Source organism: Propionicimonas sp. (assembly GCF_049840635.1).
GTDB lineage: Bacteria > Actinomycetota > Actinomycetes > Propionibacteriales > Propionibacteriaceae > Propionicimonas.
The window spans coordinates 2,007,227-2,020,834 of record NZ_JASGKL010000005.1 but is presented as its reverse complement, the minus strand read 5'-3'; the positions used below and the strand labels follow the sequence as shown (position 1 = coordinate 2,020,834).

Here is a 13,608-nt window from a genome sequence, read left to right as displayed (position 1 = left end):
TGGGCCCCCAATCGAGGCGTCAGTACTGGCGCGCGGTCTCCCGGAGCCGGTCGGCGTAGCGGTAGATGTCGCCCACACGATCGATCGGTATGCGCTCCTCGACCTTGTTCTCATCGAAGAGGCCCAGGTACTTCTGCGTCCGGTTGAAGTGCAGCCGGCAGAGAGGCTTCCTGTTGTTGTCGTCGAGAAGAATGCCGCAGTACGACTTCGTGTCTCTGGCCACCACCCGCGCGTAGTCGACGTCGCTCACAACGATGGCCCGGACGATGTTGAAGCCATCGACCTCTTCCATGGTCGTTTCGATCTCGTCGCGCAAGGAGTCCGGAGCGTCGCCGGCTCGCTCGACGGGCGTGGCGGTCACTCCGACGGCGGGCGCATGCCCCTGGAGGGCGGTCTTGAGCCTGTCGTTGACTCGGTCATTGACGAACTGCGCGAGCGACTTGCGGACGATGCCGGTGAACAACTCCCGCACCTTCGCCGTGATCGGTCCTTGATAGACCCTCGAGACAAGAAGGCGGACGAAATCGTCGGGCGGCTCGACGAACATGTCGTTGACCGCCCGCTTGACCGCGCTGACGTACTTGAGTTCCTCCGCCGCCGCGAGAACGGAGTCGAGGTCGAACTCGTCCTTGGTGAGCTTGCGGAGTTCGGGCAGCGCATAGGGGTCGATGTTGAGGAGGTCCAGACGGAGGAACGGTTGCTCGTCCATCAGGTTCGGCCGGTCCAGGTCGGTGTAGAAGTGCCACAGCTGGCCGTTCGTCAGGACGGCGATGCGCGCGTTCGACACGTGAAAGTAGCGAACCAACTGGCCCGCGTGCGCGAGGTTGAGCGGCTCACCGATCTTCTTCGCTTCGACGAGGACCTGGACCTTTCCGTCGCGGACGATCGCGTAGTCGATCTTCTCGCCCTTCTTGGTCCCCACGTCGCAGACGAACTCGGGCACAACCTCGGCCGGGTTGAAGACGTCATAACCCAGCACGCGACTGATGAAGGGCAGGACCACCGCCGTCTTGGTCGCCTCTTCGGTGGTCAGCGTCGCCACATAGTCGGCCACCTTGGTGGACAGGTCGCCCAGTGCATCCTCGAACGCCATCGTTCCTCCTGCATCGTCAACAGAAGGATCATTTCGCGCCATCGCTGACGCCGCAGGAGAAGCCGGACATTCGCCAGCGACTCAGCCCTTGCGCAGCCGCTCGCGCAGCTTCATCAGCTCCTTGCGCTGGGCGTCGGTGAGGCTCTGGATGCCCTTGGCGTTGATCTGGTCGAGCAGGGCGTCCAGCTGCTCGCGGTCGGACAGGCGGCGCATCTCCTGGCGGACCTCGGAGCGGGGGACGTGCCGCGTCCGCGCGGGGGCGGGCTTGCGGGTGACCGGGCGTCCGGGGATCCAGTCGTAGGCGCCGAGGAGGCCGAAGCGGCGGGCCATCACGGCGACGAGGATGAGGCTGAACACGAGGCTCAGCAGGGATCCGAAGTCGCGGTAGGCGATCATGCTGAGCGCCTGGACGGCGACGATCGCCATGCCGAAGACCCACGCGGGGATGCCGAAGAAGAACGGCCGGTTGGGGTACTCCGCGATCCACAGCAGGAGCACGGCGAGCTGGATGAGCCCGAGTCCCGCGAGGACGGTGCCGCTCAGCCCGGGGATCAGGCTCACCAGCGTGGACGCGATCGTCAGCCCGGCCCACGCCCCGACGAGCAGCCAGAGCATGCGCGTGCGTCCGATCAGGCGCTCGAGTTCCGTCCCGAAGTACCACAGCATGAGGGACGTGAACACGACGCTGATCGTGTTGGCGAGCGGCCAGGTGAGGATGCGCCAAGGTTCGCCGGCGACCACGGCGCCCGGCCAGTAAGCGAGGGCGTAGATGATCTCGGGGCTGACCACCCACACGATGCCGGACACCAGCCCGATCGCCGCGACGAGCACGGACGTCGACACGTCCACGCTGCCGATCCGGAACCAGGGATCCTCCGGGGACGCGAAGTGTCGACTCACAGGATCTAGGTTGCCAGATGGCGAGGCGCGGGGCACGGCACCGACTCGGGAGCCGCCCCGCGCACCCGGCGCGGACGCCCGGCGGGCGGCCCCTCGAAGCGGCGGCGACGAGCCACTATGCTCGGCCGAAGTCGGTCACCGGGGGCCCATCGCGGGCCAGGTCCCTCCCGCGGAAGGGCCGGCGGGAGGCGTCCCCGTCCATGGCGAAACCGGTCATCCTCACCGTCGACGACGATGCGGCCGTCTCCTCGGCCATCAGCCGCGACCTGGCCGAACGGTACGGAGAGACCTACCGGGTGATCGGGGTGACCTCCGGCGCGGAGGCACTCGACGTGCTGGCCAGGGTCGCGCTGCGTGACGAGCCGGTGGCCCTGCTCGTGGCCGACCAGCGGATGCCGCGGATGACCGGCACCGAGTTGATGGCCGCGTCCCGCACCCACGCCCCGGACGCGAAGCTGTTGCTGCTGACCGCGTACGCCGACACCGACGTGGCGATCACCGCCATCAACGAGATCGGCCTCGACTACTACCTGCTGAAGCCGTGGGACCCGCCGGAGGACCGCCTCTACCCGGTCGTGGACGACCTGCTGGGCGACTGGCAGGCCGCGCACCCCGACCAGACCTCGGAACTGCGCATCGTCGGCAACCGGTGGTCGGAGCGCGCCCACGACCTGAAGATGTTCCTGACCCGCAACCACGTCCCCTACCGCTGGTACGACGTGGAGAAGGACGACGAGGGCGAACGCCTGCGCGCGCTGGCCGACGCGACCCCCGACGACCTGCCGCTCGTGCTGCCGGCCGGGGGCAGGCCGATGCGCGCCCCCACGCTGGTCGAGCTGGCCACCGCGCTGGGGCTGAACACGACGGCGAAGCAGCCGATCTACGACGTGTGCATCGTCGGTGGCGGGCCGGCCGGGCTGGCGGCCGCCGTCTACGCGGCGTCCGAGGGCCTCTCGACCGTGGTTGTGGAGCGGGAGGCGCCCGGCGGCCAGGCCGGGCAGAGTGCCGCGATCGAGAACTACCTCGGCTTCCCGCGCGGGCTGAGCGGCGGCGACCTCGCGCAGCGGGCGCTCGCGCAGGTGTCCCGCTTCGGCGCGGAGATGGTGCTCGCCCGTTCCGTGACCGCGCTGGAGACGCGCGGGCCGGTGCGCGCCGTCCGGCTCGATGCCGGCGAGATCGAGGCCCGGTCGGTGATCGTGGCGAGCGGGGTGTCGTACCGCCGGCTGGACGCGCCCGGCGCGGGGGACCTGGTGGGACGCGGCGTCTTCTACGGCGCGACGGCCGCCGAGGCCCCGCAGACGGCCGGCGACGAGGTCTTCCTGGTCGGCGCGGCCAACTCCGCCGGTCAGGCGGCGCTGAACTTCGCGAGGTACGCCAGCAGGGTGACGATGCTGGTCCGCGGGCCGTCGCTGGAGGCGACGATGTCGCAGTACCTGATCGCGCGGATCGAGGCCGCGCCGAACATCGACGTCCGGGTCCGGACGGAGGTCGTGGCCGCCGACGGCACCGGGCACCTGGAAACGATCACGGTTCGCCATCGCGACACCGGGGACGAGGCGGCGCTTCCCGCCACCTGGCTGTACGTGTTCATCGGCGCTGTCCCGCGCACCGAGTGGCTGGGCGAGGACGTGCTCCGCGACGAGCATGGGTTCGTGGTCACCGGGCCGGAGATGGCCGCGGTCGAGGGACGGTGGCGCGAGGCGCGGGCGCCGTTCGCGCTCGAGACGAGCGTGCCCGGGGTGTTCGCCGCGGGCGACGTCCGCCTCGACTCGATGAAGCGGGTCGCGTCGGCCGTCGGCGAGGGTGCGATGGCCGTGCACCTGGTCCACCGCTACCTGGCGACCATCTGATGAGCGAGGGCGCGGGGACGTCGGGGGTGACGCTCGCGGACCTGCGTCCGCTGCCGCTGTTCACCGGGTTGAGCGACGAGCAGTTGGTCGAGCTCGCGTCCGCGGGAGAGGCCGTGCGGATCACGGCGGGTGTCGACCTGTTCGTCCAGGGGCAGCCGGCGGAGGCGTGGTGGGTGCTGCTGGACGGCACGATCGAGCTGGTCCGCCACATCGGGCGCGAGGACGTCGTGGTGGCCCGGATGGACGTGCCGGGCCGGTGGGCGGGTGGCTTCCGCGCGTGGGACGAGCAGGGCACCTACCTGGCGACCGGACGGGGCGGGACGCCGGGGCGGGTGTTCCGGCTGCCGGCGGAGGTGCTGCGCGACCGGTTCGCGGCGTGGTTCCCGTTCGGCGCGCACCTGATCGGAGGGGTGTACCACACGGCGCGCTCGATCGAGTCGACGGCGCTGCAGCGCAGTTCGCTGATCACGCTGGGCACGCTGGCCGCGGGGCTCGCGCACGAGCTGAACAACCCGGCGGCGGCCGCGACGAGGGCCGCGGACGCGCTGGCGACGTCCAGCCGAGGGCTGCTGGATGCGCTCGGCCGGCTGGCCGGACGCGACATCACGGCCGCCCAGTTCGCGGCGCTGGAGCAGCTCCGCGGCCAGTTGCAGCCGGGCGCGACGCACCTGGACGCTCTGGAGCTGGCCGATCGCGAGGAGGAGCTGCAGGCCTGGCTGGAGCGGCGCCGGGTGGGCGGGGCGTGGCGGCTGGCGAGGGCGCTGGCCAGGGCACAGGCCGACGTGGCCTGGTGCGACCGCGTGGCGGAGGAGCTACCGGGCGAGGCCACGGAGCCGGCGCTGCAGTGGGTCGTCCACACCGTCGAGGCGGAAGGGCTGCTCGGAGAGGTGCGGGAGTCGACCCATCGGGTGTCGGAACTGGTGGCGTCCGTCCGTTCATACTCGCAGATGGACCGGGCGTCGAGGCAGCGGGTGCTGGTCACCGAAGGCCTCGACAACACGGTGGTGATGCTCGGCCACAAGCTCACGGCGGGCATCACAGTGGTCCGCGAGTACGCCCCCGACCTGCCGGAGATCGAGGCGTTCCCCGGCGAGCTGAACCAGGTGTGGACCAACCTGATCGACAACGCCGCCGACGCGATGGACGGTTCGGGCACGTTGCGGATCACCGCGAGCGCCGACGACACCCACGTGGTCGTCGAGATCGGCGACACCGGTCCCGGCATGCCGCCGGAGGTCGCCGGACGCGCGTTCGAGCCGTTCTTCACCACCAAGGAGGTCGGCTCGGGCACCGGCCTCGGCCTGGACATCGCCCGCCGGATCGTGGTGGAACGCCACGACGGCACGATCGAGATCACTTCGGTCCCGGGTGACACCATGGTGAGGGTGCGACTGCCACGGGGGTAGGAAGGGAGGGATCTGCGCCTTCGGCGGCACCGAGCTTCGCCTCGCCAGCCCGGGATCGTGTAGTCCGAGGGCGCCGTTCCGGCGTCGGGACTCCAGCGCCGACGGTACAACGGCCGGCACGGGCGGCTGCGTCGATCACCCCGCCCACCATCACCGTGTTGGGATTCCCTGGCCGACGATACGACGACCAGCACCCCACGGTGAGGCTGCCGTCCGGGACGGGCACGAGCTTGTTGGGACTCCCTGGCCGACGTTACGACGGCCAGCACCGTCCCGGCTCATCCCCATCGCCGTGGCCGCCTTGATGTTGGGACTCCCTGGCCGACGGTACGACGGCCAGCACGCCCAGGACTTCTTCTCGAGGATCCCGACCATGTGCAGGTTGGGACTCCCTGGCCGACGGTACGACGGCCAGCACCAGGGACGGGCTTGGTGGTCACTGCTCCACCCACGAGTTGGGACTCCCTGGCCGACGGTACGACGGCCAGCACGGGGAAACGGCATGAGCGCAACCGCCGCCACCACCACCACGTTGGGACTCCCTGGCCGACGGTACGACGGCCAGCACTGCTGAGTGGCGGCCGCGTGGCGTTGCGCAGGACGTGTTGGGACTCCCTGGCCGACGGTACGACGGCCAGCACTACGACGGCCAGACCTACACGGCGACCCGCTCTGACGGGTTGGGACTCCCTGGCCGACGGTACGACGGCCAGCACGGCCCGGCGGGGGGTCGGGCCAGCCAACCCCCAATCGTTGGGACTCCCTGGCCGACGGTACGACGGCCAGCACAGCCGACGCACGATCCAGCCGACGATCCCGGCGCCGGGTTGGGACTCCCTGGCCGACGGTACGACGGCCAGCACCGTTGGCGAAGGCGAAAGCTCGCGTCGCCTGAAGTCGAGTTGGGACTCCCTGGCCGACGGTACGACGGCCAGCACTCCAAGGTCGCCGAATGGATCGGCGGGATCAAGGGGTTGGGACTCCCTGGCCGACGGTACGACGGCCAGCACAGCTGCTGTGGATAGCCGACCCAGCCGCCTAAGACAGGTTGGGACTCCCTGGCCGACGGTACGACGGCCAGCACGGTGGGCATCGGCGTGCAGGTCCCCGACTCGTGGATGGGGTTGGGACTCCCTGGCCGACGGTACGACGGCCAGCACGGCGTCAGGCCGTGACCCGCTCGGGCTTTTCGAGGTGTTGGGACTCCCTGGCCGACGGTACGACGGCCAACACCCAGCGCGGCCAGTTCAGCACTCACCAGGTCGGCGGAGTTGGGACTCCCTGGCCGACGGTACGACGGCCAGCACCCCGTCGGGCAGCACGATCACGATCACCCACACCACGTTGGGACTCCCTGGCCGACGGTACGACGGCCAGCACACGCCCAGCACGAGCACGCCCTCGGAGAGCCGGTAGCGGTTGGGACTCCCTGGCCGACGGTACGACGGCCAGCACCCGCCGTCGTGACTTTACGCACCGCCACCCCCTGTTGGGACTCCCTAGCCGACGGTACGACGGCCAGCACTCACGGCAGCCGAGGCGGACTGGGGGCTTCGTGGAGTTGGGACTCCCTGGCCGACGGTACGACGGCCAGCACCAGGACAACACGGGCGGGCCGTCGGCAGGCAAGGTGTTGGGACTCCCTGGCCGACGGTACGACGGCCAGCACGGCAGCGGCGAGGTCACCGATCGGGGTGCCGTTGCGTCCGTTGGGACTCCCTGGCCGACGGTACGACGGCCAGCACCGACGGGCCGACAGGTGGCCGTCGATCGCCCCCGGGTTGGGACTCCCTGGCCGACGGTACGACGGCCAGCACTGGCAGGCCACTGACGTGGAGCTGGCGGCCCTGGCGTTGGGACTCCCTGGCCGACGGTACGACGGCCAGCACCTGCGCGCCGACCGGTACGACTACGGCCACACCTGGGCGTTGGGACTCCCTGGCCGACGGTACGACGGCCAGCACGCAGGCCACACCGCCTAGACCGAGGAGCCCGGCAAAGTTGGGACTCCCTGGCCGACGGTACGACGGCCAGCACGATCGCAGCCGCGAGGGACTGGGTGGCGGTGCGGATGTTGGGACTCCCTGGCCGACGGTACGACGGCCAGCACCGTTGTGGGCGGCGATGGCCTGCTCGAGGTCGGTGCGGTTGGGACTCCCTGGCCGACGGTACGACGGCCAGCACGGCTCATCCGGCAACACTGGTACGCCGTGATCCGTCAAGTTGGGACTCCCTGGCCGACGGTACGACGGCCAGCACATGATCCGGAGGCGTGTGCTCCCCGAGCACCAGCCAGTTGGGACTCCCTGGCCGACGGTACGACGGCCAGCACCCGTCGTGGTCGTGGCTGCTCACCAAGGTCTGCGACCTGTTGGGACTCCCTGGCCGACGGTACGACGGCCAGCACATGCGGAACCGGCGGGCGGTCAGGACGCCGCTGTTGGGACTCCCTGGCCGACGGTACGACGGCCAGCACATGTCGTCGTGCGTCTCGTAGATCATCAGGGCCTTGTTGGGACTCCCTGGCCGACGGTACGACGGCCAGCACGTGCACTGAGGCCAGCCGCCCCGGTTCCGGCCCCGGTTGGGACTCCCTGGCCGACGGTACGACGGCCAGCACCAGCGCGGCCTCGAGCGTCTGGAAGAAGCTCACGTGGGCGTTGGGACTCCCTGGCCGACGGTACGACGGCCAGCACCCGTCCGGGCACCGGTGCGTCATCATGGCGTGGCACGTTGGGACTCCCTGGCCGACGGTACGACGGCCAGCACGGCAGCTCCTCGAACGCCCTGATGTCGTTGGTGGAGTTGGGACTCCCTGGCCGACGGTACGACGGCCAGCACGCCGCAGTAGTCCGCGACCACGTCCATGTCCTCGAGGTTGGGACTCCCTGGCCGACGGTACGACGGCCAGCACGGCAAACGGCTAGGCCGGATGCGCCGGCAAGCTGCTCTGACGAGCGCCGCCTGTGACGCGATAGTACAAGAGCGACGCGAGGGACGTAGTTGGGCGAGCGTGCAGGTGCATCACGGCTGGTCCCCCATCGCTAGACGGTCCACGCGTCGCGTGGTCCGAACGACAACTGCCGGCCAATCCGCACCACGTCGTCGAAGCCATTGCGATCGAAATGATAGATCCGCAGGCTGTCCTCATCTTCCTTCATCGCAGAGCGAAGTGCGCTCAGCAGCCTCAGATAGTCCGCTCTGGAACAACTCACCTCGAACACGGAGTACTGGACCCGCTGTCCATACCCCTCGCATATCTTCGCAACCCGTTGAAGACGACGCTTTCCCGGCTCGTCGGTCGTCCCGACGTCGTACGCCACGAGCACGTTCATGACACAACCAACCTGTGAGCAGCATAGGGCGATCCGTAACGGATAGCGTTCGCCATGGCGTTTGCCTGCACGAGCGGCAGAACGGCACGGGGGACCGACTCAACGATGCCGGAAACCTCCACGTTGGACATGCGGTGGGCGTGCCACGCGTCCATCACAACCTCACGACCCGCCTTGCTCAGCGTCACGGCTCCGAGGGCATCCGACTCGAAATGCTCGTCCCTCAGTTGGCGCTTGTTGAACAGACCGACGACCAAACGATCCACACCAGGCCGAAACTCCTCCATGAGATCCAGCACCAATGACGGCTGGGCGTCGGCGTCGCCGTGCAGGAAGCCACAGTAGGGATCGAGTCCAGCGACGTGGATGCCACCGTGAACTGCTATCCGAGCCATCCCATAGAGGAAGGACAATGCGGCGTTCACAGGATCTGTCGTGGGTCTTCGCCGTCGCCCTGACCACGTCCGATCCCTCAGCGCCCAGCCCATGCCCTCGAAGTAGCTTCGGCTCGCCACTCCCTCGATACCGAGGAGCTGCCCTCGAGAGAGCAGCGAGTCCGCCTTCTCACGATGACCTGCGAGGGCCGTGGCCTGGGCACGAAGCCGCCCAGCCGTCGCGCCGTCATCCATGTCCCGCGCCCATTGGCGGAGCGCCCACGACATCTGCGCAATCTTGCCCGACACAAGCGCACCGCTCATCCGGTCCCGAGCCCCCGGGTCCGCATGGAGGCCGTACTGCTGTCGCCGAAGCCGTCCCCGTCCATCGAATGGCCCCTCAACCACTGCTCGTGGTCTGCCGAACCTGCTGAGGAAGGCCACCAAGCGTCCGTCATCCGCGCAACGGAGCAGAAGCGGGTTGGACACGTCCACCCCCGCGGTGACAACGATCGAGTCGATCGACAAGAGCGGGAGGCGCTTCGTTGGCGCGTCCTCTCGCAGCGCTCTCACCGCGTCGCCGTCGAGAACGAGCCGAGTTCCCGGCGTGTGAACGAAGAGTGTTCGGAGCAAGTACTCGCTCACATCCAGATCGCTCCTTTCGGTTGGCATGCGTTGAGGACGCTGCACGATCGGCAACGCCGCGCCACGTACACGGGCCGCGGGGGTACCCCGGCCAGATCCTTACGTGCCGCCACGATGAGGTTCTCGACGGCGTCGCGGTGCGCATCGACGTCCACCGGCTCGCGGATGCGCTCCTGCACGACGAACACAGCGCACTCTCGGACATGACGCCCAGTCATCTCCTCTAGGCAGAGCGCCTGAGCCACGACCTGGGCAATCGTCGGAAACAGGTCCTTGGCTCCGCGGCCCCATTTGTGCTCGACGGGCGATAGCTGTCCGAAGTCGTCCTCCTCAATGGTGTCGGCGATCCCGTGTATCCCAAGTCTGTGGCTGACGAGTGAAACCCGGTGATGAGCGCGCTTCCCTCGCCGTCGATCCGTACCCAACTGGTCCACTCGCTCGTGTGCCAGGTCACCACTGACCGTCAGGTGGTTGTCGAGCCAGACACCGTCCCGGATCAGAGATGCCTGACTAGGGCAATAGGCGTAGTGCTGAAGAGACGAGATCAGAAGCCACTCGCGCTCATCATGCGAGTCGGACGTATGTCACCCCCGGTGGAAGGTCGGTGGGCTCTGTAATCACGTAGTCCTCGAACCGGGTGGGGGGTTTTGTGTCGGCAAGGTCGACGCGCTGGATTACGACCTTGTCAAGGAGACTCCGAGCAGGGGCGCTGCCCAACGCGCTGTCGTGACTGAACACGAACACGCCTCGCGTGTTGACATCCGGCCGTGCTGCGCTGCGAGTCACCTCGAACAGGGAAATGAGGCTCCGCCACAGGACTTGGAGGTCCTCCGCTGTGACCTGGTTGTTCCGCGTCGGTTGGTAGTGGACTCGAGCAGCGTACAGACCGTAGGGAACCACGGACTTCGAGCCCATCTGGGATGCGTTGTCCTTGGCCTCCTCCTTCGTCGAGGCTGTCCTCGTGATCCCCATCTCCATCGGCAGGACGGGATCGAACGATCGCCCCAGACCCACGGTGACAGGCCCGGTCACCTTCCCCGCTGAAGCCTGGCCCGTCGACATGACGGCACCGAAGCATCGCACGTCGAAGTACCTGTCAATCATGTAGCCCGCAGCATTCTCGATCTGCTCGGCGGAGTTCTTATTCTTGGCGTCGGCGAGCGGCTGCCTCAGTTGGCGATATGCCTCCTCCAACTGCTCATTGAGCGACACTCCGCGCCGAATGAAGATCCCGTAGCGCTCCGGTGCGAGCATGCCCTGATCCACCTGGAACTGAACCGTGTCGCGGATCTTTCGCTTCAGGCTCGCATCCGAGACGACACCCTGGCCGGTATCGAGATCGGTGCGTGGCTTGCCAGCGTTGTCCGGGTCACCGTTCGGATTTGAGTCGATAGCGTCGAACACGAACAGCGCGTCGTGTTTGACCGCCGGGTTCAGGTGTGCGTCAGACATGTCAGCCTTCCTCAATCATGCGGTCCGCGTCATCGCGGCCCTTGGTTTGTGTGCGATCGCTCGCCTTCGCAGAGCTGAATGCGGACTCACGTTGCTGGAAGTACCCCGCGATCCATGCCGCCTGCTCGGCGAGACCGAGTCGACCGGGCGCATCGCCCATTCGGGCTCGCAACTCTCCGATGCGAACCTCGTAGCTGTGCGCGAGGGCACCACTGCCCTTTCTCCGAAGGGATGCGGTGTGCTGCATCTGGAGGGTCGCCAGAACCGCGTCCACGCTTGCCGGGTGCTGGACAGCGCGGGCGAAGTATCGGTCGACAATGGATGCGTTGACGTCGCCCAGAGCCGCGCGCTGAAGACTCTGGCCGATAGCAAAGATCCTCCCGCTGAGGTAGGCAGGATCGCTTCGGGCGTCATCGAGAAGCGCGGTCATTATGTGCCCCTTGTTCGTTGGAGTTCTGTTGAGGATCAAGCGAATGACAGCCAGGCGGTCCATGGCTCGTTGACGTGCTGCCCACGGGTCGTCGCCATCCAGCCGACGCACTTCCGCAACCGATCGTGCGACCGCGGACCGCAGGTACTCGGCCGGGGGAGACGCTCCAGCGAGCGCAGCCATCAGGAACGAAGCGAAAGCGCCGTCGGGCGCGGTCTCGTTGTGGTCGCCCACAGGGAAGGGGCCCAGCGATCGAGCCATCGCCGATGGTGTTCGATAGGGCCGCTCGCGATCGGCCACTTCGACATCGTCGAACCACCTCGCAACATTGGCCTCGAAGCCGCTGAGCTCCAAGCTGACCCAACGTCGAACCACCAGACGGGCGACATTCCCCGAGAACACCAGCAGGAAGAACTCACCCTTCGGCTTGTGCGCCTTGGTTCCGCCATGGATCGACGCCAACAGTTCGCGTACTTGCTGCGGATCACCAACTCCGTCGATCTGACGAATCCAGTCGTCGACTTCAGCGGCCGTCGACCACCAGATCGCTGCCTCACGGTCGCTCAGCCGGAATCGATGAGCAGAGTTCGATGCCAAGTCATTGAACGCAGCTACCGCACGGCCAGCGCAGGACGCACAGATCGGCACCGACTTCAGCCCCGACCCGCTGGCCCCACGCATTGCAGCCGCGAAGTTCGCGCTCACCAGTGCCACCTGCGCGGTGTCTGTTCCTGGAATCCAGCGACCGGAGAGCGCCTGGGGCAGGGTGTCGACAACCGGAGCGACCTGCCCACAGCACAGGCAGACTCTTGATTCGCCACCACCCTTCGCCAATGCCGCCCGGCGAGCCCAGAAGGCCTGGGCTCGCACCTTGTCGACAATGAGGGTGTCCGATTCTTCGGCCTTGACTGCGATCAGGTCTAGGTCCAAACGCTTCGCAGCGTGTGGCGGAAGGGCTTCCACCTGCGCATCGAGCCCCGGCATTCCTCCCTGAACCCACTGGAGATAGGCATCTGCGTCAGCGTCACCGGAGTCATCGCGATACTCCGCAAGCAGCTGGACGAACTGCCCATGCTTCTTGGCTGCCGACTCACGCTGGCGATCAGTGCCCGCGTCTGCACCTGGCTTCGGCCGTCCCAGGACGAACGCCGCATTGTCGCAAGCAAGCAGGGGCGGTGGATTGTTCGACCTGGTCATGTCTGGCACGGCCCTGACATGCGCAGCCCAGCTCTTCTTTCCGTCCTGCTGTTCCGTGTAGAGACTCTCCAGCCTGCAGCCCGCTCCACGGTCCGTGATCACGAGTTGGAACCCGAGCGGTTTCCGCGCGTAGCCCGGTGGGACGATGCCGGTCTCGGGCTGATACCTCGACAGTGCGTTCAGAATCATTGTTGATGTGCCCCCACCGAAATCCCGCGCCGGGGGACACGAAGTACCCCATGGTCGACCTGAGCGTTGAACCATTCGTAGGTCTCGCTGCCGCGCTGGTCGTAGTGGATCGAATGGAGCATGATGCCGAGATCCTCCGTCCAGTCGATCGGCGGAGTGTCATCCACGGGGACGATGTCCGCATGGAACTCGCGCATGCCGAGGAATGGCGTGCGGAAGGTCTGTCCGCGCTGGAGACGCCGGTGGAACTGAGCGCGCCATTTGGCAGGATCACGCTCGGTCGCATCTGGGTGCACCCACACGTGCGCGTGAACACGGTAGTGGACGTCGCGAAGGAGGGTGGTCATGCGTTGCTGAACTGCTCCGTCCACATCGAGGTAGCCCTGTCGGATGCCTTCTCTCGTGATCGGGATCGCCGCCTCGTTGCGGCGAATGCTGACCCAGCGCACGCGCGCCAGGACGTCGATCTGTTCGATCACCCAGCGCATCTGTGGCTTCCAGAAAATTGCCGACAACAGGCCGATTGCCGCGGTTGGCGTGGGCACCGGATAGCCGACCCGTTCGCTTGCGAATTCGGGCCTGGTGAAGGCGGCGTAGTCGCCCTTCACCTGCAAGACCACAGGCGGGTATCTGAAGGTCTTGGGGACCTCCAGCCCGGACCAGTCATGGACGTCCATGTCCATTCCTTCCCTTACTGTGAGTGGAGCCTACATGATCGGTGGACACGAAAGAACCCC

Annotated in this window: 10 protein-coding genes and 1 CRISPR repeat array; of the genes, 2 read left to right on the top strand and 8 right to left on the bottom strand. The window is 67.4% G+C overall.

Translation table 11 applies throughout. The features are described from left to right. Positions 1 to 19: 19 nt before the first annotated feature. On the bottom strand, positions 20 to 1,093 hold the full coding sequence (locus QM779_RS14915; RefSeq protein WP_428536597.1) for a type I restriction endonuclease: 1,074 nt from the start codon (positions 1,091 to 1,093) through the stop codon (positions 20 to 22). An 81-nt stretch (positions 1,094 to 1,174) separates the two neighbouring features. Continuing rightward, positions 1,175 to 1,993, bottom strand: coding sequence for a rhomboid family intramembrane serine protease (locus QM779_RS14910; RefSeq protein WP_428536594.1), 819 nt, complete (start codon positions 1,991 to 1,993; stop codon positions 1,175 to 1,177). A 200-nt stretch (positions 1,994 to 2,193) separates the two neighbouring features. Here QM779_RS14910 and QM779_RS14905 point away from each other — a divergent pair, with 200 nt between their 5' ends. Next, entirely contained in the window at positions 2,194 to 3,843 is a 1,650-nt protein-coding gene (locus QM779_RS14905) for an FAD-dependent oxidoreductase (RefSeq protein ID WP_428536591.1), read from the top strand. Beyond that, positions 3,843 to 5,249: an ATP-binding protein gene (locus tag QM779_RS14900; RefSeq protein WP_428536588.1), complete on the top strand. Its 1,407-nt coding sequence runs from the start codon at positions 3,843 to 3,845 to the stop codon at positions 5,247 to 5,249. The genes QM779_RS14905 and QM779_RS14900 overlap by 1 nt, the downstream gene beginning before the upstream one ends. 83 nt (positions 5,250 to 5,332) lie before the next feature. After that, a CRISPR array of direct repeats spans positions 5,333 to 8,163; the repeat unit is 37 nt; unit sequence GTTGGGACTCCCTGGCCGACGGTACGACGGCCAGCAC. Positions 8,164 to 8,293: 130 nt separating this feature from the next. Here the strand turns inward: QM779_RS14900 and cas2 are convergent. The 6 genes from cas2 to cas5c are packed head-to-tail and all read right to left on the bottom strand — an operon-like array spanning position 8,294 to position 13,548. Then, positions 8,294 to 8,584, bottom strand: coding sequence for a CRISPR-associated endonuclease Cas2 (gene cas2, locus QM779_RS14895; RefSeq protein ID WP_428536585.1), 291 nt, complete (start codon positions 8,582 to 8,584; stop codon positions 8,294 to 8,296). Beyond that, positions 8,581 to 9,603, bottom strand: a complete 1,023-nt coding sequence (gene cas1, locus QM779_RS14890) for a CRISPR-associated endonuclease Cas1 (RefSeq protein WP_428536584.1) — start codon at positions 9,601 to 9,603, stop codon at positions 8,581 to 8,583. Before cas1 ends, cas2 begins: the two co-directional genes overlap by 4 nt. Then, positions 9,600 to 10,148: a CRISPR-associated protein Cas4 gene (gene cas4 / locus QM779_RS14885; protein WP_428538450.1), complete on the bottom strand. Its 549-nt coding sequence runs from the start codon at positions 10,146 to 10,148 to the stop codon at positions 9,600 to 9,602. Before cas4 ends, cas1 begins: the two co-directional genes overlap by 4 nt. 19 nt (positions 10,149 to 10,167) lie before the next feature. Continuing rightward, positions 10,168 to 11,055, bottom strand: a complete 888-nt coding sequence (gene cas7c, locus QM779_RS14880) for a type I-C CRISPR-associated protein Cas7/Csd2 (protein WP_428536582.1) — start codon at positions 11,053 to 11,055, stop codon at positions 10,168 to 10,170. Between the two features lies 1 nt (position 11,056). Continuing rightward, positions 11,057 to 12,871 carry a type I-C CRISPR-associated protein Cas8c/Csd1 gene (gene cas8c, locus QM779_RS14875; protein ID WP_428536580.1) on the bottom strand — a complete coding sequence of 605 codons (1,815 nt, stop codon included), beginning with the start codon at positions 12,869 to 12,871 and terminating at the stop codon, positions 11,057 to 11,059. After that, positions 12,868 to 13,548 (bottom strand): type I-C CRISPR-associated protein Cas5c, encoded by a 681-nt coding sequence (cas5c, locus tag QM779_RS14870; RefSeq protein WP_428536578.1) that lies wholly within the window; start codon positions 13,546 to 13,548, stop codon positions 12,868 to 12,870. Before cas5c ends, cas8c begins: the two co-directional genes overlap by 4 nt. Positions 13,549 to 13,608 lie beyond the last annotated feature (60 nt).